This window comes from Streptomyces sp. NPDC058000 (assembly GCF_042886435.1).
Taxonomy (GTDB): Bacteria; Actinomycetota; Actinomycetes; order Streptomycetales; family Streptomycetaceae; genus Streptomyces.
Genome location: NZ_JBHVQS010000007.1, coordinates 237,425 through 259,375, shown reverse-complemented (window position 1 = coordinate 259,375; position 21,951 = coordinate 237,425). Strand labels below are relative to the sequence as shown.

Below are 21,951 nucleotides of genomic sequence, written 5' to 3'. Positions count from 1 at the left end.
GCCGGCCGGCTCAGTTCTCGATGGACACGTTCATGCCCGGGACGTGGAGGTTTCCGCCGAACTGGCCCGCCTGGTCCAGCTTCACCTTGCTGAAGTAGGCGTACGGGACGTTGATCGGCGGCGGGTGCTCCGGGTCGAAGACGATCGGGATCAGCCCGAAGAGGTTGCCCTGGAGCCGCTCGGTGTACAGCGTCACCTTGCCGCCGCGGATGGTGGACGTGGAGCCCGGGGTCGACCGCACGTGGTAGTGCTTGCCGGTCGCCGCATCGTCGACGATCTGGTGCAGGTCGCCGATGTCGATGCTGTCCGCGGTGAACTTCAGGACCTGCTTGGTGTGGCCGCTCTGCGTCGTGACGTTGACGACGCCCTCGTAGTTCAGGCCGCGCAGGGTCAGCCCGGTGGACTCCAGGTGCCACGGGAGATCCGGCAGGGTGGCGGGTGTCTGCTCGTTCTTGCCCGCCTGCTTGTTCTCGACGACGCAGGGGTACCCCGGCTTGCCGCTGGCGTCCTTGCCGTCCAGGCCGCCGCCGGGCAGGGCGTTGTCGACCGTGCCGACGGCGCCGTGCACGGTGTCGTTGACCGCCTTCGACGGGTTCTTGAGCGCATCGCCGACCGGCTTGGTGACCTCGTCCAGGCCGGGCCCGGAGCCCTGTGAGGACGAGCCCTTGGTCGACGGGTCCGGCGACGGCGTCTTGGTGGCGGACGCGGACGGCGAGGGGCTCGGCGAGGCCGTCGGCTCCTCGGACTTCTTGTGTACGCCGAAGAGGCCGCCGAGCGCATCGCCGATACCGCCCAGCAGTCCGCCGTCGTCCTTCTTCTCCGGCGAGGCGGAGGGCGACGGGGTCGCGGAGGCGGACGGATCCGCGGACGGCGTGGCGGTGCTCGCGTCCTTGCCGGCCGAGGGCGACGGCGAGGCGGACGGATCCGCGGACGGCTTGGCGTCCTTGGCTGCGCCCTGGCCTGCGGCCTTGCCGGCGTCCTTGCTGTCCTTGGCCTTGGCGTCCTTGTTGTCCTTGGCCTTGCCGTCCTGGCCGGACGTGTCCGGGACGGTGACGCAGGGGCCGTTCCTGAAGGGGCTCTCCGGCGGCGCCGGCTTGGCGATCGCCATCTGGGGCGTCAGCCCCATGCCCATGAGGACGGCGGACGGCATCGCCGCGATGGCGATCGCCTTGCCCGCGGGCACGTGCAGGCGGGTCAACAGCGGCTTTCTGGGCGCTGCGTGCCTCGGCCCGTTTCTCGCCCCGGCGGCTGCGGTCTCTTCCGGCAGCTCGTCACCCGGCACGGTGCCTCCCGTTCCTTCCGTTGGTCGGGCTCGTTCCTGACAAGTTGTCCAGTCCGTTGCCCAACCCGGGACCACCGACCGCCGGAGCGGGGTTGGTGGCGATCACCGGTCCGACGATGCGGTCCGGCTCACCGGGCTCGTCCGCGCTCTGCGCGGGCTTGCCCGGCGCCCAGGAGACGCCCAGCGCACCACCCATCAGCCCCAGCAGGAAGCCGACCAGGAAGGCGCCGAAGTTCGAGACGACCAGCGAGACCAGCGCGAGCAGGATCGCCGCGACACCGGCGAAGACCCGCGAGACCGGCTGGAACCACATGGTCAGGCCGAGCACCACCAGCAGGACGCCGATGATCAGCGAACCGGCACCGGCCGTGGTCGCCATGCGGACCGTGAGGGAACCGATGGTGAGGTTCGCGTAGGGGATGTACATGATCGGGACGCCGGACAGGAGGGTCAGCAGACCACCCCAGAACGGGCGTTGCCCCCGCCATTCCCGGAACGCGTGCCGCTTCCGGCCGAGGGTCTCGTTCAGCTGTGGTCGTGCTGCGCTCATGCGCCAGCCTCCCTACGGTCGCCGGGCCCGCATCCGCGCCGCGCGTACCTGTCGATGACGTTCCCCCAGCCTCCGGCCGGGAAGTCCCCCATGCTCCGCTCGCTCATGTCGTCCGGCTCCTCGGGACTGGCAAATCGGTGGTTCTGTGGGTACTTCCAGCGCTACCCGGCGTACGGGTACGGGAACGGCTCACGCCGTGCAGCTCAAGCCCCGCACCCGCACGCTCAGTGCGTCAGTAGCACTCGCTCTTGCCCTTGGTGACGCTCATCTTGAGGCCACTGAGCTTGAAGGTGCCGGCCGTGGTGGCCCAGGCACGCTGCTTGACGTGGGTCAGCGTGGCCGAGTCGGCTTCCTGGGCGAAGGAGCCGGGGTCGGCCTTGTCGCCCTTCTTGATGCCGGGGCCCTTGGACGAGGACCCCGCGGCAACACCGATGTTGATGTTGTTGAAGGTCGCGTCCGCGTTCAGCTGATCGAGGTCGATGTAGAGGTTCTTGGCCTCCACCGGCGTGTTGCCACCGCCGGCCTGGAGCTTCATCGACACGTCGCCGAAGACCGGGACCGGCACGACGACGGACTGGCACAGGTTGTGGATCTTGGCGTTGGTGAACGCCGAGACCGCCACCGGGACGTTCTTGCCGTCCTTCTGGGCGTCAACCGAGCCGTACTGGATAAAGCCCTCGGCGTCCAGCCGGTCCGTGCTCACCTTGAACTGCTGGCCGGACACGCTGAACGACGCCGCAAGGGCACCCTGCGAAAGGGCGACACCGATCGCGGCGGTGGCCGCGACGCTCGGCACCATGACGACGGCGAACCGCTTCCATCTGGTCCCGCCACGAGTCAGGGACTCCATGACATTCCTCCTTCTCGGACGTACATCTCCGGTGCGCGCCGCCTCGGTTGGCGGCAGCCGCACCTGGGATGGGAGAAGTGCTACGTCCTCGGGAAGGAGAGCGCCCGTCTCGGAGGCACAGTGTGTTTCCGAATACCGGCGATCACCCCCGAGCGACAACCACTGGCCACGCTCTCGCGCAACCTCACCGGACAGGCTCTGCCGAACGGCAAAGACCCCCCTGTCCAGGGCCGGCGCCACTGCCGCCGACCCACTCGGTGGGGACCCAAGTACCCCGCGGCGCCAACCGGATGCCGGGCTGCGGGAATGGACCGAGCGTGGCCGATCGTCGTGCATTCCCGGCCGCCGCACAAGGCCCTCATTACTTGCGGGTAACGGGCGGGTAACTGCGCCGCGACACACGGAGATCATCCGGGCACGCAGTGTCGTCACTGACGATGACCGAACAAGGGGTAATTCGGTACAGAAGCCGGCAAGTTGGTCGCTTGGACTTACTCCAAGTAACAGCGGCCACCTTTACCAAGTTTCGGTAAAGCGTGGCCGCCGTTCCGTTTGCCGGACGTGCTCGCGGGAGTCGCCGCGGGGCAGATCCGGGCAGGACGGATATCTGCCGGGAAAGCGCCGGAGGTGAGGGAAAGTCGGCGCGTAGCGCCGACTTCTGGGGGTGGAGGTCGGGTGGCGGGAGGGAGACTCGCCTCAGAACAGGACGCGGGCCAGCGCGGTGCGCGCCTTCGTCACCCGCGGGTCGTCCGTGCCGATCACCTCGAACAGCTCCAGCAGCCGCAGCCGCGCGGCCTCCCGGTCCGCACCGGCCGTCCGCTGCACGGTGTCGACCAGCCGACCGAAGGCGTCCTCGACGTGACCGCCCACCAGGTCCAGGTCCGCGGCCCTGATCTGCGCCGGGACGTCGGTCGGACGGTCCGCGGCCTCCTGCCGGACCGCCTGCGGGTCCAGGTCCTGCACCCGCTGGAGGAGTTCGGCCTGGGCCAGCCCGAGCTTGGCCTCCGGGTTGGTCGGATCGTCGGCGAGGACGTTCTGGTAGGAACGGATGGCGCCGCCGAGGTCACCGGCGTCCAGCGCGTCGGCCGCCGCGGTCAGCGCCGCGTCGTACGGACCGACCGGCTGCGACGCCTCGGCCTCGGCCGGCTCGGCCGCCGTCGGGTCGACCGGCGCGCCCACGATGCCGAACTGCTGCTCGGCGACCTGCACCAGCTGGTCCAGCACCTGGCGGAGCTGCGCCTCGGGGACCGCCCCCTGGAAGAGCGGGATCGGCTGGCCCGCGACCACCGCGAAGACCGCCGGGATGCCCTGCACCCCGAACTGCTGGAACAGCATCTGGTTGCTGTCGACGTCGATCTTGGCGAGGACGAACTTGCCGGCGTACTCCGCCGCGAGGTTCTCCAACAGCGGCCCGAGCTGCTTGCACGGCTCGCACCACTCGGCCCAGAAGTCGATGACGACCGGGACCTCGGCGGAACGCTGGAGGATGTCCTCCTGGAACCCCGCCTCGTCGACGTCGAACACCAGGCGGGTGGCGCCGGCCGGCGCCACGCCCGTACGGGCGGCCTCGGCGCGTGCCTGCTCGGCCTTCTGCTTCGCTTCCCCGGCCGCCTTCACCGCGGCGAGGTCGACGACTCCACTCATGGACATGTTGCGTGGCTGCATGGGTCCATCCTCCCCCCTGAGCGACCGGTTCCGGAAAGCGATCCGGAAAGCGGGCCCGCGCCCCGCCGGTACACCCCGCTGGAATGCGGTGCGCCCCCGAGGTTCCGGTGCCCGTCAGCGGCCCCGAAGGGCCTTGTGTGCGCGGCCGTGGGTCCCCACCCACGGCCAGTGGTCATCGCTCTTTCGCTACGGGTCGTAGCGTAACTCGGGGCCTCCCCCACCCGGCAACCACTTCCCGCCGGTCGCCGGGTGATCTCCCTCACGGATCACGCCGCCGCACCGGGGCCCGATCCCCTACCGGCCGGTATGGTCGCCGGCATGCAGCAGTCCGCCCACCCCCCGAAGGGCCGCCCGGGCCGCCCCCGCAGCGTCGAGACCGATCGCGCGATCCTCGACGCCACCCGCGCCGCGCTGGTCGACGTGGGCTGGGGCGGACTCACCATGGGCGAGGTCGCCACCCGCGCCGGGGTCGCCAAGACCACCCTCTACCGCCGCTGGGCCAACAAGAGCGAACTGGTCGTGGACGCCGTCGCGGTCCTCTTCGACGAGTTGGAACTCCCCGACCGGGGCTGCCTGAAGTCCGACATCGAGGGGGTGGTGCTCCAGTTCGGCGCGCTACTGGCCCGGCCCGAGACCAAGACCGCGCTGATGGCGGTGGTCGCCGAGTCCACCACCGACGACGCACTGCGCGAGCGGATCCGCTCGGCGATCGTCGAGCGGCAGAAGCGGCTGGTGCTGCTGGGCCGTTCGCGGGCGCAGGAACGCGGCGAACTGCCGCCGGACGCCGGCGGACCCGAGGGCGAACGGGCCGCCGAGTGCACCGTCGGACTGATCTTCGACGTGATCGCCGGGGCCGTGGTGCACCGGCTGCTGGTGAGCGCGGAGCCGGTGGACGCCGGCTGGGCCCGGCAGTTCACCACTCTGTTGCTGGCGGGCCTGCCGGGCCTGGAGTAGCCGGTTCCGGGCGCCCGTTCAGACCTGGTAGCGCTCCGCCCGGAACAGGTGCACATGCTCCGCCACCCATTCCGAGGTCCGCGCCAGCCCCTCCTTGAGGGTGACCTGCGGCTCCCACGAAGCCCACTGGCGGGCCCGGGAGTTGTCCGACAGCAGCCGTTCCACCTCGCTGCCGGAGGGCCGCAGCCGCTCGGCGTCCACCACCACCTCCGCGTCCCGTCCGGAGGCCGCGATCAGTGCCTGGGCCAGCGCCCCGATGGCGATCTCCTGGCCGCTGCCGAGGTTGACGACCTGGCCCACCGCCCGGTCGCAGTCGGCCAGCGCCAGGAACCCGGCCGCGGTGTCGGTGACGTAGGTGAAGTCCCGGGTCGGGGTGAGCGAACCGAGCTTGATCTGCCGGGCGCCGGCGTGCAGTTGGGCCAGGATCGTCGGGATCACCGCGCGGGCCGACTGCCGGGGCCCGTAGGTGTTGAAGGGCCGCACCACCGTCACCGGCAGTTCGAAGGCGTGCCAGTGCGACAGCGCCATCATGTCCGCGCCGATCTTCGAGGCGGAGTACGGCGACTGCGGCTGGAGCGGGTGGTCCTCGCCGATCGGCGCGGTCAGCGCGGTCCCGTACACCTCGCTGGTGGAGGTGTGCACCATCCGCCGCACGCCGTGCCGGCGGCACGCCTCCGCGACGTTCTCGGTGCCCACCACATTGGTCTGCACGTAGGCGCCCGGCGAGTCGTAGCTGTACGGGATGCCGATCAGCGCGGCCAGGTGGAAGACGGTGTCGCAGCCGGCGACGGCGTCCATCACCCGGCCGGCGTCCCGGACATCACCGGCGAGCATCTCGACCGGACTGCCCGGCGCCAGATAGCGGGCCAGGTTCCCCTTCTCCGCGTACGGCTTGTAGTGGACGAAGGCGCGCACCTCGGCGCCCGCCTCGACCAGCAGGTCGACCAGGGTCGAGCCGATGAACCCCTCGGCGCCGGTGACCAGGACCTTCCGTCCGGCCCACGACCGGGACGCGGTGCTGCTCGTGCTCATGCTGACTCCTTCTGGGTGGTGACGAGGTGGTGGGGGTGGCCGGCCAGCGCCAGGGTCCGGGCGGCCAGCAGGTCGGCGGCCCGGGCGTGCGTCCCGGGGTCGGCCGCCGCGCCCATCGCGGCCAGCCGGGCCGGATCGGCCAGCAGCGGGGTGACCAGCGCGTCCAGCCGCTCGGCGGTGACCTCCGCGTCGGGCAGCAGCAGGCCCGCCCCGGCGTCGGAGAGCACCCGGGCGTTGTGCGTCTGGTGGTCGCCGGGCGCGTGCGGGTACGGGACCAGGACGGCCGGCATGCCGATCGTGGCCAGTTCGGCGACGGTCGCCGAACCGGCCCGGCACAGCACCAGGTCGGCCGCCGCGTAGGCCAGGTCCATCCGGTCCAGGTACGGCACCGCCGTGGCGACCGCGGCCCCGCCGTTGGCTTCGAGGGCGGCCCGGGTGGCGTCCAGCGCCGCCGGCCCGGTTTTGATCAGCAGCCTCAGACCGGTCCGCGTCAGGTAGCGGCCCGCGAGGCCGACGGTGGCCTCGGTGAGCCGGGCGGCGCCCAGGCTGCCGCCGTTGACCAGCAGCAGCCGCGCCTCCTCCGGGATCCCCAGGGCCCGGCGGGCGACCGTCCGCAGACCGGCCCGGTCGAGCGCGGCCAGCGGCCCGGACAGCGGCATCCCCACCGTCTCGGCCCGCTCGCCGCCCACCAGGTGGGCGCGGCTGCGGTCGAAGGCCAGGGCGATGTGCGGGGTGAGCCGGGCGGCGAACTTGTTGGCCCGGCCGGGCACCGCGTTGGATTCGTGGATCAGGCTCGGCAGCCCCGCCATCCGGGCCCCGACGATCACCGGGGCACTGGGGTAGCCGCCCATCCCGACGGCGACCTGGGCGCCCTGGGCCCGCAGGATCGCCCGGCACTGGGCGCCCGAACGCAGCAGCGCGGCCGGCAGCAGGTAGCGCCGGGCGCCCAGCGCCGGGTCGAAGGGGATCATGTCGACGGTGTGCAGCGGATAGCCGGCCTGCGGGATCAGCCGCGTCTCCAGTCCGCGGTCGGTCCCCACGAAGGAGATCACCGCGTCCGGTACGGCCCGACGCAGCGCGTCGGCGAGGGCGAGTCCGGGATAGATGTGGCCGCCGGTGCCGCCCGCACCGATCACGACCGAGAGTGGTGTGCGCATGGCCGCCACGCTCGTCCGCCGCCTTAAGAACGTTCTAAGACGCCGTTTGGGAGCCTGGTGCCATGACCGCACGCCCCGCACCCGCACCCGCCCCCGGGAACACCCCGCCGGCCCCCGCCCCCCGGATCCTGGTCGTCGACGACGAACCGGAGGTCCGCGCCGCCGTTTCGGACGGGCTCGCCGTCGAGGGCTACGCGGTCCGCGGCGCCGCCGACGGCCTGGCCGCGCTCTCCGAGGTCGCCACCTGGCAGCCGGACGCGCTGGTCCTGGACGTGATGATGCCGGTACTGGACGGCCTGGCGGTCTGCCGCCGGCTGCGCGCCCTCGACGACCGCACCCCGATCCTGGTGCTGACCGCCCTGGACTCGGTCAGCGACCGGGTCGACGGCCTGGACGCCGGCGCCGACGACTACCTCGTCAAGCCGTTCGCCCTGGACGAGTTGATCGCCCGGGTCCGGGCCCTGCTCCGGCGGGCCGCGGCCGCCGCCACCGCCGATTCCCGGCTGGCCTTCGCCGACCTGGTCGTCGATCCCGCCACCCGCAGCGGCTACCGCGGCGGGCGCCCGCTGGAGTTCAGCCGCACCGAGTACGCGCTGCTGGAACTGCTGCTCCAGCACCCCGGCCAGGTGCTGCCGCGGGAGACGATCCTGGAGCGGGTCTGGGGCCGCGACTTCGGCCCGGACTCCAACTCCCTGGCCGTCTACATCGGCTATCTGCGCCGCAAGTTGGAGGCCGACGGCGAGCCCCGGCTCGTCCACACCGTGCACGGCGTCGGCTACCGCCTGGACCGGCCGGAGGGCACATGAGCGGGACCGCACGCAACGCGCGCAACGGGGACGGCGGGCGCCTCGTGCGCAACTGCCGGCCCGGTGCGGGCGCGGGCGCGGGCGGGCGAAGCGGGTGCGCGGCATGACCGGCCGGCGCCGCCTGGGCGGCCGCTGGGTCCGCCGCCGCCCCCTGCGCACCCGGCTGGCGCTGGCCGCGTCCGCCGCGGTGGCACTGGTCGCGGTGGGCGTCTGCGCGGCCGCGTTCCTCATCCTGCGGGTGCAGATGACCCGTCAGCTCGACCTCAACCTGGCGCAGACCGCCACCCAACTCGCCCAGCGCATGCGGAACTGGGGCCCGACCCCGGGCGACACCTCCTGCCGCTACCAGGCCGTCCCCTGCGTCCAGCTCATCCCCGCCGACCCGGCCCGGGACGCCCGCGGCAGCACCGCCCTGCCGGTCTCCCCGGCCACCCGCGAGGTGGCCACCGGCCGCCACGCGCCCTACTACACCAACCTCACCGTCGCCGGGTACCCGGTGCGGATGTACACCTCCCGCCTGCACGGCAAGGACGAGGCACTCCAGGTCGCCCTGCGCTCCGACACCGTCGAACGCGGGGTGCGCCAGGCCGCCTGGGCGCTGACCGCGGTCGGCGGCACGGGCGTCCTGCTGGCCGCCGGCCTCGGCTACTGGGTCTCCCGTACGGGCCTGGCCCCGGTCGCCCGGCTGACCGCCACCGCGGAACGGATCGCCACCACCCGCGACCCCCGGCACCGCATCGACCTCCCGGCCGGGCCCGCGGCCCACGAGGACGAGATCACCCGGCTCGCCGCCAGCTTCAACACCATGCTCGGTGAACTGGAGCAGTCCGTCACCGCCCAGCGCCGCCTGGTCGCCGACGCCTCCCACGAACTGCGCACCCCGCTCACCGCACTCCGCACCAACGCCGAACTCCTCGCCCGCGCGGATCGCCTGACGGAGGGTCAACGCGACCGGGCGGCGGGGGCGCTGGCCCGTCAGCTCCGCGAGGTCACCACCCTCGTCAACGACCTCATCGAGCTCGCCCGCGACGAGGAACCCCGGCCGCTGCTCGAACAGGTCCGCCCGGCCGCGCTCCTGGAGCACGCGGTGGCCGCGGCCCGCGAGCACTGGCCGGAGGTCGCCTTCACCGCCCGGATCGCCCCCGAGGCGGCGGGCGTCACGCTCCCCGGCGTCCCCGCCCGGCTGACCCGGCTGCTGTCCAACCTCCTGGACAACGCCGCGAAGTTCTCCCCGCCCGGCGGCCCCGTCGAGACCGAACTCGACACCGTGGCGGGCGCGTTGCACCTCACCGTCCGCGACCACGGCCCCGGCATCGCCCCCGACGACCTGCCGCACGTCTTCGACCGCTTCTACCGCGCCCAGGCCGCCCGCGCCCTCCCCGGCTCGGGCCTCGGCCTGGCGATGGCCCGGCAGATCGCCCGCGCCCACGGCGCCGAACTCACCGCGGAACGGGCCCCGGGCGGCGGCGCGCTCTTCCGACTGCGGATGCCCGTCACCCCGCGGCGTCCCGAGGGGGCGGAGTGACGGCCGGCCGCAGGCGACGGGCCGCGTCAGAAGCCGGCCGGCTCGGTGTACGTCCCCCATTCGTCGCGGAGCACGCCGCAGATCTCGCCGAGGGTCGCCTCCGCGCGGACGGCGGCCAGCATCGGCTCGATCATGTTCCGGTCGCTCCGGGCCGCGGTCAGCATGTCCTTCAGCGCGGCCTCCACCCGGGCGTCGTCGCGGGCCGCCTTGCGCTCCGCGAGGACCCGCACCTGCTCCCGCTCGACCTCGTGGCTGACCCGGAGGATCTCCAGGTCGCCGGTGACCGAACCGTCGTGGCAGTTGACGCCGACGACCTTCTTGTCGCCCTTCTCCAGCGCCTGCTGGTAGCGGAACGCGGACTCGGCGATCTCGCCGGTGAACCAGCCGTCCTCGATCCCCCGCAGGATGCCGGAGGTGATCGGGCCGACCGGGTGCTGCCCGTCCGGCACGGCGCGCGCCCCGCGCTCCGTTATCTGCGTGAAGATCTTCTCGGCGTCCGCCTCGATGCGGTCGGTCAGCGCCTCGATGAACCACGAACCGCCCAGCGGGTCCGCGACGTTGGCGACCCCGGTCTCCTCCATCAACACCTGCTGCGTGCGGAGCGCGATCTCCGCCGCCTGCTCACTGGGCAGCGCCAGGGTCTCGTCCAGGGCGTTGGTGTGCAGCGAGTTGGTGCCGCCGAGCACCGCCGCCAGCGCCTCCACCGCGGTGCGGACGACGTTGTTGTACGGCTGCTGGGCGGTGAGCGAGACGCCGGCGGTCTGGGTGTGGAACCGCAGCCACTGCGCCTTCTCACTGCGGGCACCGTAGACGTCGCGCATCCAGCGGGCCCAGATCCGACGCGCGGCGCGGAACTTGGCGATCTCCTCGAAGAAGTCCAGATGGGCGTCGAAGAAGAACGACAGGCCGGGCGCGAAGGTGTCGACGTCCAGCCCGCGGGAGAGCCCCAGCTCGACGTAGCCGAAGCCGTCGGCGAGCGTGTACGCCAGCTCCTGGGCGGCCGTCGCGCCCGCCTCCCGGATGTGGTAGCCGGAGACCGACAGCGGCTTGTAGGCGGGGATGCCGTGCGCGCAGTGCTCCATCAGGTCGCCGATCAGCCGCAGGTGCGGCTCGGGCTGGAAGAGCCACTCCTTCTGCGCGATGTACTCCTTGAAGATGTCGGTCTGGAGGGTGCCGTTGAGCACCCCGGGGTCGACGCCCTGCCGCTCGGCGGCGACCAGGTACATGCAGAAGACCGGTACGGCGGGCCCGCTGATCGTCATGGACGTCGTGACGTCGCCCAGCGGGATGTCCTTGAACAGGACCTCCATGTCGGCCGCCGAATCGATGGCGACACCGCAGTGCCCGACCTCGCCGAGCGAGCGCGGGTCGTCGGAGTCGCGCCCCATCAGCGTCGGCATGTCGAACGCCACCGACAGGCCGCCGCCGCCGGCCTTGAGGATCATCTTGTAGCGCTCGTTGGTCTGCTCGGCGTTGCCGAAGCCGGCGAACTGGCGGATCGTCCAGGTCCGGCCGCGGTAGCCGGTGGGGTACAGGCCGCGCGTGAAGGGGTACTCCCCCGGCCATCCGATCCGCTCGAAGCCCTCGACGGCATCGCCGGGGCGCGGCCCGTACACCGGCTCGACGGGGTCGCCCGAGAGCGTGCTGAAGTCGGCCTCGCGCTTTCGGGCGGAGTCGTACCGGGCCTGCCAGCGGCGGCGGCCCTCTTCGATCGCGTCAGCGTCCATACCTTCAAATTTACTAGGACGTCCAACTATCTGTCGATGGGAGTCGGAGGGGAAACGTCCCTGATTCGCGGTGGGGGCTTCCCCTAAGGGTCGCGCTTTCCCCACCGGGGGGCTGCCCGACGCCCACGCGGCGAAACCCCCGACCGACAAACACCCGCTCGGCGAAACCCCCGGCGCCGCCGCGCCGCAAGCACAGCCGCGGACGGCACCCGCGGCACCCCGCACAAACGCGCCCCTCCCGCAACGGGAGAGGCGCGTGGGGTGAGGAACGGCACCGCAGCGGGCACCGTGGCAGGCCGTGGCCGGACCTGGTCGCCGGGGCGCGCAGCCGCCGGGCGCGGGGCCGGGCTGGTCGCCGGGCTGCCGTCAGACCTTGACCGGCTCCGGCGTGGCGTCCGCCAGCAGCGGCTCGACCTCGCGGACCACCTTGCGCTCCACGAAGAACGCGGCGGTCGGGATCGTCCCGGAGATCAGCACCCACAGCAGCTTGCCGAACGGCCAGCGCGCCTTGGAGCCCAGGTCGAAGGCGAAGACCAGATAGATGATGTAGAGGACACCGTGGACCTGGGCGACGACGAGCGTCAGGTCCTTCCCGATCCCGAAGCCGTACTTGAAAACCATGCAGGCGCAGAGCACGAGCAGCATCACAGCGGTGATGTAGGCCATCGCCCGGTATCGGGTCAGGACGCTTCGCTTCATGCCCCCGAGCGTAACCGCCCCTTCCGGGGCGATCTTCGCCACCCCCCGTTCCGCGGCGCGCCACCGGAAGACCCCCGTGGACCACCACGCGGACCTGCGGGAACGCGGTCAACTCGGCGTCATGGACACGCTCAGTCGTCCTTGAAGTCCGCCGCCGCCACCCGCAGCGGGCGCAGCAGCGCGAAGATCTCCGCGCACTCCTCGGCGTCGTACGCCCCGAGCCCGAAGTCCATCGCCATCAGGTCGCGGGTGGCCGCGTCGCACACCTCGCGCCCCTTCTCCGTGATGGACGCCAGGGTGCCCCGGCCGTCGTTCGGGTTGGGCCGCTTGGCGACCAGCCCCGACTTCACCAGCCGGTCGACGGTGTTGGTCACCGAGGTGGGGTGCACCATCAGGCGCTCGCCGATCTTCGACATCGGCAGTTCGCCCGCCTTGGAGAAGGTCAGCAGCACCAGCGCCTCATAGCGCGCGAAGGTCAGCCCGTACGGTTTGACCACCGCGTCCACCTCGGACAGCAGGATCTGCTGGGCCCGCATGATCGAGGTGATCGCGGCCATGGAGGGCACGGAGCCCCATCGCTGCTCCCAGAGTTCGTCGGCGCGTGCGATCGGGTCAAAGGCAAGGCTGAGCGGCTTCGGCACGCTTCCGACCCTACCCGGCGGTCATATGCTGGTCAGCCCTGTCTCAACTTTCGGTCTCATGAAGTGGTCCGCGCCCGCCGTCCGCTCCCCGCGCCCCCGAGCGCCGGACCTCGGCGATCACCACCAGGACGGCGACCGTGCCCACCACCCCCGCGGCCGGCATCACCACCGGCAGCGGCGCGTACTCGGCGGCCACTCCGGCCAGCCCCATCGCCAACCCCATGATCGTCATCCGGCCCGCCTGCATCACCGTCATCGCCTGCCCCAACAGCTCCTCGGGGACCGCGACGACGAACCACCGGTCCACCCCGAAGTTGTACGCGATGCCGGTGCCGGTCAGAACCAGCAACACCAGGGCCCACCCCCACGACGGCCGGGCGGCGAACCCCAGGGAGGGCAGCACCGTGAACACCCCCAGGGGGAACGTCAGTCGCGTCCGGACCCGCGCCCCGAGGAACGTCCCCACCAGGGTTTCGGCGACCACCGCCCCGACCGGCATCCCGCACATCAGCAGCCCCTGCCCGGCCGACCCGACCCCCAGCAGCCCCCCGTACGGGACGAGCAGCGCCTCGGGGACGACCACGACCGCCGGCGGGACCCAGCTGAGCAGCAGCAACGCCCGGATCCGCCGGTCGGCCAGCAGCCGCCGGGCGCCGGCCAACGAGGCGCCCAGCAGCGCGCCGACCGCCCGCCCCCGCGCCGGACGGGCCACGGTCCCCAGCCGCAGCAGCAGCGCCGAGGCGAGGAACGTCCCGGCGGTGATGCCGAGCACCGCGCCCGGCGGGACGGCGGCCAGCAGCAGCCCCCCGGCGGCGAACCCGGCCAACTGCGCCCCCTGGTTGACGATCCGGACCAGCGAGCGCCCCAGGACGAACAACTCGCCCTCGCCGAGGATCTCGCCGAGTGTCCCGGCCCGGGTGCCGGCGAAGACCGGCGCGACCGCCGCGATCAGGCAGCGCAACCCCAGCAGGACCGCCACCGGCGTTCCGGGCAGCACCATCGCCGCGGCCGCGCCCGCGCACACCGCGTCGCACAGCACCAGGACCCGGCGGGCCGGGTAGCGGTCGGCGACGGCCGACAACAGGGTGCCGCCGATGACGTACGGCAGCAGGCCGAGCGCGAACGTCAGCGCGCTGAGCAGCGGCGAGTCGGTCAGCCGGTAGACCAGGACGGAGAGCGCGAGCTCGCAGACCACCACGCCCAGGGAGGAGAGCAGGTGGGCGGCGAAGACGAAGCGGAATTCGGGGACGGCGAAGACGGCGCGGTAGCCGGCACCGGACGGCCCGGCGGCGTTGTCACGGCCGTCCGGTCCGTCCGGTCCGTCCGGTCCGAAGGCGGCGGGGCAGGCAGGAGCGGGGCCCGGCTGTGCGGGCCCGGAAGGCGTCGGCATGGCGTCAGGCTGCCGGGCACGCCCGGCGAGCCGTAGTGTTTCGGCGCCAGCCGAATCCTGGGGAGGGGAGGCCCGACGGTGCCGCTGGGGCTGCATTTCGGGGCGGACGATCTCCTGCGGATCCGGTTCGCGATCTCGCCGCTGTGCGAGACCCACGAGGCGCTGCGAACCCTGCGGCGCACCGACCGGCACGGCTACCACCTGCCGTGGCTGCGGCGGATGCGGGAGCGGATGGCGGAGCTGGACCTGTCGCCGCTGTGGCTGTTCATGCCGTCCTCGCGGCCCGGCTACACCCCCGATTTCCTGGGCCGGCCGCCGGACGTGCCCCTGGCGGACTTCGCGGCGGAACTGGCGTGTCTGCGGGCCACCGATCCGGCGCTGGCCCGGGCCGAGATGGCCAAGTCGCTGGCCTGTACGCCCGGGGCGGCACAGTCGCCGCGCGGCCGGGCGGCGCTGGCGGACCCGGCGCGGGCGGTGCAGGAACTGGCGGACGTCACCGAACGGGCCTGGGAGGCCCTGCTGGCGCCCGACTGGCCCCGACTGCGGGCGCTGCTGGAGGCGGAAATCGCCTACCGGTCGCACCAGTTGGCCGACGGTGGACTGCGCCGCCTGTTCACCGATCTGCATCCGCGGCTGTCCTGGTCGGACGACGGCACGCTGACCGTCCGCACCCGTACGGACTTCGCGCAGCTCCAGGACCTCGACGGGCGGGGAGTGCTGCTGCTGCCGAGCGTGTTCGTCTGGCCGGACGTGATCAGCGGCTTCGATCCGCCGTGGCAGCCGACGGTGATCTATCCGGCGCGCGGCATCGGCGGGCTGTGGCAGGAGCCGGTGGGCGGCCCGGCGCTGGCGCGGCTGCTGGGCGCCAACCGGGCCGCGGTACTGACGGCCCTGGACGCGCCGGCGACGACCTCGGCGCTGGCCCACCGACTCGGGTTGGCCGCCTCGTCGGTCTCGGTGCACCTGTCCGTGCTGCGCGAAGCCGGACTGCTGACCTCGCGCCGGCACGGACACCAAGTGCTCTACGAGCGGACGCCGCTGGGCATCGCCCTACAGGCCGGCGGCTGACGGCTGCGGCGGCCGGCCGCCGGCCGGACCGGTCAGGAAGCCTGCTCGCCCCGGGCCAGATGGCGCTCGACGGTCGCCACCTTCGAGGTGAGGCCGTCGGTGACGCCCGGCCGGATGTCGGCCTTCAGGACCAGCGAGACCCGCCCGGCGCGTGCCTCTACGGCGGCCACCGCGCGCTTGACGACGTCCATGACCTCGTCCCATTCGCCCTCGATGGAGGTGAACATGGCGTCGGTGCGGTTGGGCAGGCCGGACTCGCGGACGACCCGGACGGCGTCGGCGACGTACTCGCCGACGTCCTCGCCGACGCCCAGCGGGCTCACGGAGAAGGCGACGATCATGCGTTCACCGTGCCTTCCCGGCGGGCGCGGGCGGCGATCACACCGGCCGCCTCCTCGCGCTTGAGCACCTTGTCCGCGTACAGGCCGCCGAACGGCAGGACCGCGAGGAGGAAGAAGAACGCGACGCGCTTGAAGGGCCACTTGGTGCGGTTCCAGGCGTCCAGCAGCAGCACCACGAAGATGGTGAACAGGATGCCGTGCAGCAGGCCGAGCGGCATGACGAGCTTGTCGTAGCCCAGGAAGATCCGGAAACCCGTGCCGAATATCAGCAGCGCCGGGAAGGAGAGCGCCTCCGGGATGGATGCCAGGCGCAGTCGGTGCAGGGCAGCGGCGGTCTTGATGTCCACGGGAACCTCGTTCGGGCGGAGGGGGAGCGTCACAATGCTTGTGCAAGAGTTCACAAGCATTCGCCCCATTGTTACAGCCGCCCCGGCGATCACCGCGCCGGGGGCCGCCGGCGGGCCCGGACCGGGCGATCGAGCGGGCGGTGGGGGCGGGTGATCGGGATGGGCTCGGGGCGGGATCGGGGCGGGATCAGGGAAAGGTCAGGGACGGCTCCGGGACAAAAGCCCTGCCCCGGCCGGCCGCCGCCGACTACGGTCTGACGCGTGGCTCAGTTTCGGCTTCAGGGAAGCAAAGTGCTCGCCGTCGACCTCGCGGGCGACGCCGTAAAGGCGAAAAACGGTGCGATGGTCGCGTACGACGGCGAGATGTCCTTCAAGAAGATGACCGGCGGCGGCGAGGGACTGCGCGGCATGGTCACCCGGCGACTGACGGGTGAGCAGATGACCGTGATGGAGGTGAAGGGGCGGGGCACCTGCTACTTCGCCGACCGCGCCAGCGAGATCAACTTGGTGCGGTTGCAGGGCGAGAAGCTGTTCGTGGAGTCCAGCAACCTGCTGTGCACCGAGGCGGCGCTGCACACCGGCACGACGTTCACCGGGCTGCGCGGCGCCTCGCAGGGCAACGGCCTGTTCACCACCACCGTCGAGGGTCACGGGCAGGCCGCGCTCACCTCCGACGGCCCGGCCGTGGTGCTGCGGGTCACCCAGCAGTACCCCCTCCACGTCGACCCGGGCGCGTACATCGCGCACACCGGCCGGTTGAAGCAGCACTTCCAGTCCGGAGTGAACTTCCGCACGTTGATCGGCGAGGGCTCCGGCGAGGCGTTCCAGATCCGTTTCGAGGGCGAGGGACTGGTCTACGTGCAGCCCAGCGAGCGCAACACCGTGGGCGGTGAGGTCTGATGCCGTTCACCGCCCTCAACTCCCGCATGGTGGAAGCCACCATCGCCCCCGGGCAGCGGATGTTCAGCCAGCGCGGCGCGATGCTCGCCTACCGCGGCGAGGTCACCTTCACCCCGAACATCCAGGGCGGTCAGGGCGGCCTCGGCTCCATGATCGGCCGCCGGATCGCCGGCGAGGCGACGCCCCTGATGACCGTGGAGGTCCCCCAAGGCCACAAGGGCCGGGGAGGTGCCCCCACCGCCACGGTCATGTTCGGTCACGGCGGCCATCACGTCCAGGTCGTCGATCTGACCGGCGACACGCTCTACGTGGAGGCCGACCGCCTACTGGCCTTCGACGGCTCGCTCACCCAGGGCACGATGTTCATGGGCTCGCAGGGCGGGGTGATGGGCATGGTCCGCGGCCAGGTCACCGGCCAGGGCCTGTTCACCACCACCCTCCAAGGCCATGGCTCGGCCGCGGTGATGGCCCACGGCGGCGTCATCGAGCTGCCGATCACCCCACAGCGCCCGGTCCACGTCGACCCGCAGGCCTACGTCGCCCACCGCGGCGACGTCCGCAACCGCCTCTCCGCCGCCATCGGCTGGCGCGAGATGATCGGCCGCGGCTCGGGGGAGGCGTTCCAGCTGGAGCTGTCCGGCCAGGGCACCGTCTACGTACAGGCGTCGGAGGAGAAGCTGTGACCGGTCCCGTAGTCCACGACGTCCACACCCTCCCCGTCGACGACAACGTCAATCCCTACGCCTTCAGCGTCGACCTCGACGGCCAGTGGTTCCTCCAGAAGGGGAAGATGATCGCCTACTACGGGCAGATCGACTTCCACGGCATCGGGCACGGCCGCCTCGACGGCCTCATCGCCGGCAGTTTCCATTCGCCACTGCACGCCGCGGACTGGGTGGTCGCCGAGGGCCGCGGAAAGATGCTGCTGGCGGACCGGTCCTTCGACATCAATTCCTATGACCTGGATGAGGGCAACCTCACCATTCGCTCCGGCAACGTGCTCGCCTTTCAGCCATCTCTCTCCCTGAAGCAATCGATCATCCCGGGCTTCCTCACCCTCATCGGCACGGGCAAGTTCGTGGCCGCCTCCAACGGCCCCGTGGTCTTCGTCGAACCCCCGATCCGGGTGGACCCGCAGGCCCTCGTCGGCTGGGCCGACTGCCCCTCCCCCTGCCACCACTACGACCACCGGTACCTGCGGGGATTCCTGGGCGGCCTGCGCGCCCACACCGGTATCGGCGGGGTCTCCGGCGAGGAGCACCAGTTCGAGTTCACCGGCGCCGGCACGGTCCTGTTGCAGTCCTCGGAGCAGCTGATGCCGGAGCGGCCGACGGGCGCGCTGCCGGCGGAGGAGGGCGTCCCGGACGGCGGCGTCCCGACGCCGGAAAGTGGCTCACAAGTGCCGCAGCTGCCCGGCGGCCTAGGGGGGCTCCAGCGCCGCTTCGGGCTGTGAACGGTAGTCTGCGGACGGTGACCTCGAACGTCTGATCAACTGCGGTTCGGGGCGGCCGACCACCGCAGATGTCACACGCCATGACTAATTCATTATTCAACTTTCACGGGTAGAATTCATCCATGACGACCGACAGTGACACTCCCTGGCTGACCAACCAGGAGCAGCGTGCCTGGCGCACCCATCTGGACGTCAGCAGACTGCTGATGCACCAACTGGAGCGCGATCTCCAGCCGTTCGGCCTGACCAACAACGACTACGAGATCCTGGTCAACCTCTCCGAGGCCGAGGACCACCGGCTACGGATGAGCGACCTGGCCGCCAGCACGCTGCAGTCCAAGAGCCGCCTCTCGCACCAGATCACCCGCATGGAGAACGCGGGCCTGGTCCGCCGCGAAAGCTGCGAGTCGGACCGTCGTGGCCTCTACGCCGTCCTCACCGAAGAGGGCTGGGACACGATGCGCCGGGTCGCCCCGCACCACGTCGCCTCGGTCCGCCGACACTTCATCGACCTCTTCACCTCCGAGTCCCTGGACTCCCTCCACACCTCCCTCGCCCCGGTCGCAGAACACCTGCGGCAACACCGCGGCAACCCCTGACGCGCCCCCGTTCGGCGTCCTCGTTCGGCGCCTACCCCCCGTTCGTCAGCCCCTCCACCAGTTCGTCCGCGGCGCGGTAGGGGTCCGTCTCGCCGGCGACGATGCGCTCGGCCAGGGCATCCAGGTGACGGTCGCCGGACAGGTCGCCGATCCGCGAGCGCAGGGCCGTGACGGCGATGGTCTCGACCTCGCGGGCCGCCCGGGCCAGCCGGCGCCGCGCCAGTACGCCGCGCTCCTCCATCCAGGCCCGGTGCTTCTCCAGTGCCTCGACGACCTCGTCGATGCCCTCGCCGCGCGCCGCAACGGTCTTGACGATCGGTGGGCGCCAGTCGCCGGGTGCCCGGGCCTCCCCCAGGCCCAGCATGTGGTTCAGCTCGCGGGCGGTGGCGTCGGCGCCGTCCCGGTCGGCCTTGTTGACGACGTAGACGTCGCCGATCTCCAGGATCCCGGCCTTGGCGGCCTGGATGCCGTCGCCCATGCCGGGGGCCAGCAGCACCACGCTGGTGTCGGCCTGGGAGGCGATCTCGACCTCGGACTGGCCGACACCGACGGTCTCGACGAGGATCACGTCACAGCCGGCGGCGTCCAGCACCCGGATCGCCTGCGGGGCGGCCCAGGCAAGGCCGCCCAGGTGGCCGCGGGTGGCCATCGAGCGGATGTAGACGCCGGGGTCGGAGGCGTGCTCGCTCATCCGGACCCGGTCGCCGAGCAGCGCGCCGCCGGAGAACGGCGAGGACGGGTCGACGGCGAGCACGCCGACCCGTTTGCCGGCCTTGCGGTACGCGGTGACCAGCGCGGACGTCGTGGTGGACTTGCCGACGCCGGGCGACCCGGTGAGCCCGACCACGTACGCGCCGCCGGTGAGCGGCGCCAGCGTCGCCATCACCTCGCGCAGTTCCGGCGCCGCTCCCTCGACGAGGGAGATCAGCCGGGCCACCGCCCTCGGGCGGCCCTGCCGGGCCTGTTCCACCAGTTGGGGGACGTCCACCATCGCGCTCGGCTCCTTCGACCTCGACTCACTGGCTGGTACGCGCTGCTCCCGCGCCGCGCGCCGGTACCCGTTCGGTACGCGGTACCGGCACGCGCCCGGTGGCGCGCGGGCCCCTTACTTGCCCGGTACGCGGATGATCAGCGCATCGCCCTGACCGCCGCCGCCGCACAGCGCGGCCGCGCCGGTCCCGCCACCGCGCCGCCGCAGCTCCAGCGCGAGGTGCAGCACGATACGGGCGCCGGACATGCCGATCGGATGGCCCAGCGCGATGGCGCCACCGTTGACATTCACCTTTTCCGGGGAAACGCCGAGGTCCTTCATTGACTGCACGGCGACCGCCGCGAACGCCTCGTTGATCTCGATCAGGTCGAGATCGTCGACGGTGAGGCCGTCCTTGGCGAGGGCGTGGTTGATGGCGTTGGACGGCTGCGACTGGAGGGAGTTGTCGGGGCCGGCGACGTTGCCGTGCGCGCCGATCTCGGCGATCCACTCCAGGCCCAGTTCCTGGGCCTTGGCCTTGCTCATGACGACCACGGCGGCGGCGCCGTCGGAGATCTGGGAGGAGCTGCCGGCGGTGATGGTGCCGTCCTTGGCGAAGGCCGGACGGAGCTTGCCGAGGGTCTCCGTGGTGGTCTCGCCGCGGATGCCCTCGTCCTTGCTGAAGATCACCGGCTCGCCCTTGCGCTGCGGGATCTCCACCGGGGTGATCTCGGCCTCGAACAGGCCGTTCTTCTGGGCGGCGGCGGCCCGCTGGTGGGAGCGCGCGGCGACCTCGTCCTGTTCGGCCCGGCGGAGGCCCAGACGGGTGTTGTGCTTCTCGGTCGACTCGCCCATCGCGATGTTCTCGAAGGCGTCGGTGAGACCGTCGTGGGCCATCGCGTCGAGCATCTCCACCGCGCCGTACTTGAAGCCCTCGCGGGACTTCGACAGCAGGTGCGGGGCGTTGGTCATGGACTCCTGGCCGCCGGCCACGATGACGTCGAACTCGCCGGCGCGGATGAGCTGGTCGGCCAGCGCGATGGCGTCCAGGCCGGAGAGGCAGACCTTGTTGACGGTGAGCGCGGGGACGTTCATCGGGATGCCGGCCTTGACCGCGGCCTGGCGTGCCGGGATCTGCCCTGCCCCGGCCTGCAGCACCTGGCCCATGATCACGTACTGCACCTGGTCGCCGCCGATACCCGCGCGGTCCAGCGCCGCTTTGATGGCCACTCCGCCCAGGTCGGCGCCGGTGAAGCTGCGCAGCGAGCCGAGGAGGCGACCCATGGGGGTGCGCGCTCCGGCGACGATGACGGAGGTGGTGCCGTTCGTTGCAGACATACGATGCGGCCTTCCTTTGCCGGGAAGTTAACGAGGGTTCCCGTCAATGTACTGAGGGGTAGTCGCCGGGTCACCGGCAAGCGGGTGTGATCGCGCGCACGTTGCGTAACCAGCCGTGCGGGCGGTGCACTGGAGCCATGCTGACGCGAATCGACCACATCGGGATCGCCTGTTTCGACCTCGACAAGACCGTCGAGTTCTACCGTGCCACGTATGGCTTCGAGGTGTTCCACACCGAGGTCAACGAGGAACAGGGGGTCCGCGAGGCAATGCTGAAAATCAACGAGACCTCGGACGGCGGTGCCTCGTACCTGCAGTTGCTGGAGTCGATCCGGGAGGACTCCGCGGTGGGCAAGTGGCTGGCCAAGAACGGTGAGGGGGTGCACCACATCGCGTTCGGTACGGCGGACGTCGATGAGGACGCCGAGGCCGTTCGGGGCAAGGGCGTCCGGGTGCTGTACGACGAGCCGCGGCGGGGTTCGATGGGGTCGCGGATCACCTTCCTGCACCCCAAGGATTGCCACGGTGTGCTGACCGAACTCGTCACCGCTGCGCCTCCGGACGCGACTGACCACTGACCTTCGCCTTCCCCGGCCGGTAGAGTGCAGCTTCGGCCGGGGTGCGGGAATGGGGCTCGGTCCATACTCTGCCGATGAT

The 21,951-nt window shown here is 71.7% G+C and carries 24 protein-coding genes; 10 read left to right on the top strand and 14 right to left on the bottom strand.

All coding sequences use genetic code 11. The annotated features are described in order from the left end of the window. Positions 1–10 precede the first annotated feature (10 nt). The 4 genes from ACFVT2_RS10840 to ACFVT2_RS10825 all read right to left on the bottom strand — a co-directional run bounded on the left by ACFVT2_RS10840 (position 11) and on the right by ACFVT2_RS10825 (position 4,347). Positions 11–1,201 carry a hypothetical protein gene (locus tag ACFVT2_RS10840; protein ID WP_390014977.1) on the bottom strand — a complete coding sequence of 397 codons (1,191 nt, stop codon included), beginning with the start codon at positions 1,199–1,201 and terminating at the stop codon, positions 11–13. A 70-nt stretch (positions 1,202–1,271) separates the two neighbouring features. After that, on the bottom strand, positions 1,272–1,832 hold the full coding sequence (locus ACFVT2_RS10835; protein WP_390014925.1) for a DUF6114 domain-containing protein: 561 nt from the start codon (positions 1,830–1,832) through the stop codon (positions 1,272–1,274). Positions 1,833–2,064: 232 nt separating this feature from the next. Then, complete coding sequence (locus tag ACFVT2_RS10830; protein ID WP_390014922.1) at positions 2,065–2,682, bottom strand: DUF6230 family protein; 618 nt, start codon at positions 2,680–2,682, stop codon at positions 2,065–2,067. A 696-nt stretch (positions 2,683–3,378) separates the two neighbouring features. After that, positions 3,379–4,347 (bottom strand): tetratricopeptide repeat protein, encoded by a 969-nt coding sequence (locus tag ACFVT2_RS10825; RefSeq protein WP_390014919.1) that lies wholly within the window; start codon positions 4,345–4,347, stop codon positions 3,379–3,381. A 318-nt stretch (positions 4,348–4,665) separates the two neighbouring features. Here ACFVT2_RS10825 and ACFVT2_RS10820 point away from each other — a divergent pair, with 318 nt between their 5' ends. Further along, a complete protein-coding gene (locus ACFVT2_RS10820; protein WP_390014916.1) occupies positions 4,666–5,301 on the top strand; it encodes a TetR/AcrR family transcriptional regulator in 636 nt (211 codons plus the stop codon). An 18-nt stretch (positions 5,302–5,319) separates the two neighbouring features. Here ACFVT2_RS10820 and ACFVT2_RS10815 read toward each other — a convergent pair whose 3' ends face one another. Together ACFVT2_RS10815 and ACFVT2_RS10810 are read right to left on the bottom strand one after the other, a co-directional pair. Further along, positions 5,320–6,333 carry a GDP-mannose 4,6-dehydratase gene (locus ACFVT2_RS10815; protein ID WP_390014913.1) on the bottom strand — a complete coding sequence of 338 codons (1,014 nt, stop codon included), beginning with the start codon at positions 6,331–6,333 and terminating at the stop codon, positions 5,320–5,322. After that, the gene (locus tag ACFVT2_RS10810) at positions 6,330–7,490 is read right to left on the bottom strand and encodes a glycosyltransferase (RefSeq protein ID WP_390014911.1); all 1,161 of its coding nucleotides are present in this window, start codon (positions 7,488–7,490) and stop codon (positions 6,330–6,332) included. The genes ACFVT2_RS10815 and ACFVT2_RS10810 overlap by 4 nt, the downstream gene beginning before the upstream one ends. A 62-nt stretch (positions 7,491–7,552) precedes the next feature. On the opposite strand from ACFVT2_RS10810, the gene ACFVT2_RS10805 reads away from it, so the two are divergent. Together ACFVT2_RS10805 and ACFVT2_RS10800 are read left to right on the top strand one after the other, a co-directional pair. Further along, positions 7,553–8,296: a response regulator transcription factor gene (locus tag ACFVT2_RS10805; protein ID WP_390014909.1), complete on the top strand. Its 744-nt coding sequence runs from the start codon at positions 7,553–7,555 to the stop codon at positions 8,294–8,296. Between the two features lie 103 nt (positions 8,297–8,399). After that, the gene (locus ACFVT2_RS10800; RefSeq protein ID WP_390014906.1) at positions 8,400–9,821 is read left to right on the top strand and encodes a sensor histidine kinase; all 1,422 of its coding nucleotides are present in this window, start codon (positions 8,400–8,402) and stop codon (positions 9,819–9,821) included. A 26-nt stretch (positions 9,822–9,847) separates the two neighbouring features. Here the strand turns inward: ACFVT2_RS10800 and ACFVT2_RS10795 are convergent, their stop codons facing one another. Together ACFVT2_RS10795 and ACFVT2_RS10790 are read right to left on the bottom strand one after the other, a co-directional pair. Beyond that, complete coding sequence (locus tag ACFVT2_RS10795) at positions 9,848–11,548, bottom strand: methylmalonyl-CoA mutase (protein ID WP_390014903.1); 1,701 nt, start codon at positions 11,546–11,548, stop codon at positions 9,848–9,850. Between the two features lie 366 nt (positions 11,549–11,914). Continuing rightward, positions 11,915–12,247, bottom strand: a complete 333-nt coding sequence (locus ACFVT2_RS10790) for a DUF3817 domain-containing protein (RefSeq protein ID WP_390014900.1) — start codon at positions 12,245–12,247, stop codon at positions 11,915–11,917. Here ACFVT2_RS10790 and ACFVT2_RS10785 point away from each other — a divergent pair. Next, entirely contained in the window at positions 12,246–12,392 is a 147-nt protein-coding gene (locus tag ACFVT2_RS10785; protein ID WP_390014897.1) for a hypothetical protein, read from the top strand. The genes ACFVT2_RS10790 and ACFVT2_RS10785 overlap by 2 nt on opposite strands. Here the strand turns inward: ACFVT2_RS10785 and ACFVT2_RS10780 are convergent. Both ACFVT2_RS10780 and ACFVT2_RS10775 read right to left on the bottom strand, forming a co-directional pair. Further along, complete coding sequence (locus tag ACFVT2_RS10780) at positions 12,379–12,888, bottom strand: MarR family winged helix-turn-helix transcriptional regulator (protein WP_390014894.1); 510 nt, start codon at positions 12,886–12,888, stop codon at positions 12,379–12,381. The genes ACFVT2_RS10785 and ACFVT2_RS10780 overlap by 14 nt on opposite strands. Before the next feature lie 43 nt (positions 12,889–12,931). Continuing rightward, positions 12,932–14,278, bottom strand: coding sequence for an MFS transporter (locus ACFVT2_RS10775; RefSeq protein WP_390014891.1), 1,347 nt, complete (start codon positions 14,276–14,278; stop codon positions 12,932–12,934). Between the two features lie 78 nt (positions 14,279–14,356). Here ACFVT2_RS10775 and ACFVT2_RS10770 point away from each other — a divergent pair, with 78 nt between their 5' ends. After that, positions 14,357–15,346 (top strand): DUF5937 family protein, encoded by a 990-nt coding sequence (locus ACFVT2_RS10770; RefSeq protein ID WP_390014888.1) that lies wholly within the window; start codon positions 14,357–14,359, stop codon positions 15,344–15,346. Between the two features lie 32 nt (positions 15,347–15,378). Here the strand turns inward: ACFVT2_RS10770 and ACFVT2_RS10765 are convergent, their stop codons facing one another. Both ACFVT2_RS10765 and ACFVT2_RS10760 read right to left on the bottom strand, forming a co-directional pair. Continuing rightward, positions 15,379–15,687, bottom strand: a complete 309-nt coding sequence (locus ACFVT2_RS10765; protein WP_390014886.1) for an MTH1187 family thiamine-binding protein — start codon at positions 15,685–15,687, stop codon at positions 15,379–15,381. Beyond that, the gene (locus ACFVT2_RS10760; protein ID WP_016570481.1) at positions 15,684–16,034 is read right to left on the bottom strand and encodes a DUF3817 domain-containing protein; all 351 of its coding nucleotides are present in this window, start codon (positions 16,032–16,034) and stop codon (positions 15,684–15,686) included. Before ACFVT2_RS10760 ends, ACFVT2_RS10765 begins: the two co-directional genes overlap by 4 nt. A gap of 261 nt (positions 16,035–16,295) precedes the next feature. On the opposite strand from ACFVT2_RS10760, the gene ACFVT2_RS10755 reads away from it, so the two are divergent. From ACFVT2_RS10755 to ACFVT2_RS10740, 4 genes are all read left to right on the top strand, one after another. Then, positions 16,296–16,934: an AIM24 family protein gene (locus ACFVT2_RS10755; RefSeq protein ID WP_390014882.1), complete on the top strand. Its 639-nt coding sequence runs from the start codon at positions 16,296–16,298 to the stop codon at positions 16,932–16,934. Next, the gene (locus tag ACFVT2_RS10750) at positions 16,934–17,617 is read left to right on the top strand and encodes an AIM24 family protein (RefSeq protein ID WP_390014879.1); all 684 of its coding nucleotides are present in this window, start codon (positions 16,934–16,936) and stop codon (positions 17,615–17,617) included. The genes ACFVT2_RS10755 and ACFVT2_RS10750 overlap by 1 nt, the downstream gene beginning before the upstream one ends. Continuing rightward, entirely contained in the window at positions 17,614–18,387 is a 774-nt protein-coding gene (locus ACFVT2_RS10745) for an AIM24 family protein (protein ID WP_390014877.1), read from the top strand. Before ACFVT2_RS10750 ends, ACFVT2_RS10745 begins: the two co-directional genes overlap by 4 nt. Positions 18,388–18,509: 122 nt before the next feature. Then, on the top strand, positions 18,510–18,986 hold the full coding sequence (locus ACFVT2_RS10740) for a MarR family winged helix-turn-helix transcriptional regulator (RefSeq protein ID WP_390014875.1): 477 nt from the start codon (positions 18,510–18,512) through the stop codon (positions 18,984–18,986). A 31-nt stretch (positions 18,987–19,017) separates the two neighbouring features. On the opposite strand, the gene meaB is transcribed toward ACFVT2_RS10740, so the two are convergent. Further along, complete coding sequence (meaB, locus tag ACFVT2_RS10735) at positions 19,018–19,977, bottom strand: methylmalonyl Co-A mutase-associated GTPase MeaB (RefSeq protein ID WP_390014872.1); 960 nt, start codon at positions 19,975–19,977, stop codon at positions 19,018–19,020. Between the two features lie 114 nt (positions 19,978–20,091). Beyond that, complete coding sequence (locus ACFVT2_RS10730) at positions 20,092–21,294, bottom strand: acetyl-CoA C-acetyltransferase (protein ID WP_390014870.1); 1,203 nt, start codon at positions 21,292–21,294, stop codon at positions 20,092–20,094. A 137-nt stretch (positions 21,295–21,431) separates the two neighbouring features. Here ACFVT2_RS10730 and mce point away from each other — a divergent pair, with 137 nt between their 5' ends. Continuing rightward, positions 21,432–21,872 (top strand): methylmalonyl-CoA epimerase, encoded by a 441-nt coding sequence (gene mce / locus ACFVT2_RS10725; RefSeq protein WP_390014867.1) that lies wholly within the window; start codon positions 21,432–21,434, stop codon positions 21,870–21,872. Positions 21,873–21,951: the final 79 nt, after the last annotated feature.

Coding starts and splice junctions, on each gene's coding strand:
- ACFVT2_RS10790 (WP_390014900.1), bottom strand. CDS start 12,247: ATGAAGCGAAGCGTCCTGACCCGATACCGGGCGATGGCCTACATCACC.
- ACFVT2_RS10785 (WP_390014897.1), top strand. CDS start 12,246: ATGCCCCCGAGCGTAACCGCCCCTTCCGGGGCGATCTTCGCCACCCCC.
- ACFVT2_RS10795 (WP_390014903.1), bottom strand. CDS start 11,548: ATGGACGCTGACGCGATCGAAGAGGGCCGCCGCCGCTGGCAGGCCCGG.
- ACFVT2_RS10805 (WP_390014909.1), top strand. CDS start 7,553: ATGACCGCACGCCCCGCACCCGCACCCGCCCCCGGGAACACCCCGCCG.
- ACFVT2_RS10820 (WP_390014916.1), top strand. CDS start 4,666: ATGCAGCAGTCCGCCCACCCCCCGAAGGGCCGCCCGGGCCGCCCCCGC.
- meaB (WP_390014872.1), bottom strand. CDS start 19,977: ATGGTGGACGTCCCCCAACTGGTGGAACAGGCCCGGCAGGGCCGCCCG.
- ACFVT2_RS10830 (WP_390014922.1), bottom strand. CDS start 2,682: ATGGAGTCCCTGACTCGTGGCGGGACCAGATGGAAGCGGTTCGCCGTC.
- ACFVT2_RS10800 (WP_390014906.1), top strand. CDS start 8,400: ATGACCGGCCGGCGCCGCCTGGGCGGCCGCTGGGTCCGCCGCCGCCCC.
- ACFVT2_RS10825 (WP_390014919.1), bottom strand. CDS start 4,347: ATGCAGCCACGCAACATGTCCATGAGTGGAGTCGTCGACCTCGCCGCG.
- mce (WP_390014867.1), top strand. CDS start 21,432: ATGCTGACGCGAATCGACCACATCGGGATCGCCTGTTTCGACCTCGAC.
- ACFVT2_RS10740 (WP_390014875.1), top strand. CDS start 18,510: ATGACGACCGACAGTGACACTCCCTGGCTGACCAACCAGGAGCAGCGT.
- ACFVT2_RS10810 (WP_390014911.1), bottom strand. CDS start 7,490: ATGCGCACACCACTCTCGGTCGTGATCGGTGCGGGCGGCACCGGCGGC.
- ACFVT2_RS10835 (WP_390014925.1), bottom strand. CDS start 1,832: ATGAGCGCAGCACGACCACAGCTGAACGAGACCCTCGGCCGGAAGCGG.
- ACFVT2_RS10765 (WP_390014886.1), bottom strand. CDS start 15,687: ATGATCGTCGCCTTCTCCGTGAGCCCGCTGGGCGTCGGCGAGGACGTC.
- ACFVT2_RS10775 (WP_390014891.1), bottom strand. CDS start 14,278: ATGCCGACGCCTTCCGGGCCCGCACAGCCGGGCCCCGCTCCTGCCTGC.
- ACFVT2_RS10750 (WP_390014879.1), top strand. CDS start 16,934: ATGCCGTTCACCGCCCTCAACTCCCGCATGGTGGAAGCCACCATCGCC.
- ACFVT2_RS10815 (WP_390014913.1), bottom strand. CDS start 6,333: ATGAGCACGAGCAGCACCGCGTCCCGGTCGTGGGCCGGACGGAAGGTC.
- ACFVT2_RS10730 (WP_390014870.1), bottom strand. CDS start 21,294: ATGTCTGCAACGAACGGCACCACCTCCGTCATCGTCGCCGGAGCGCGC.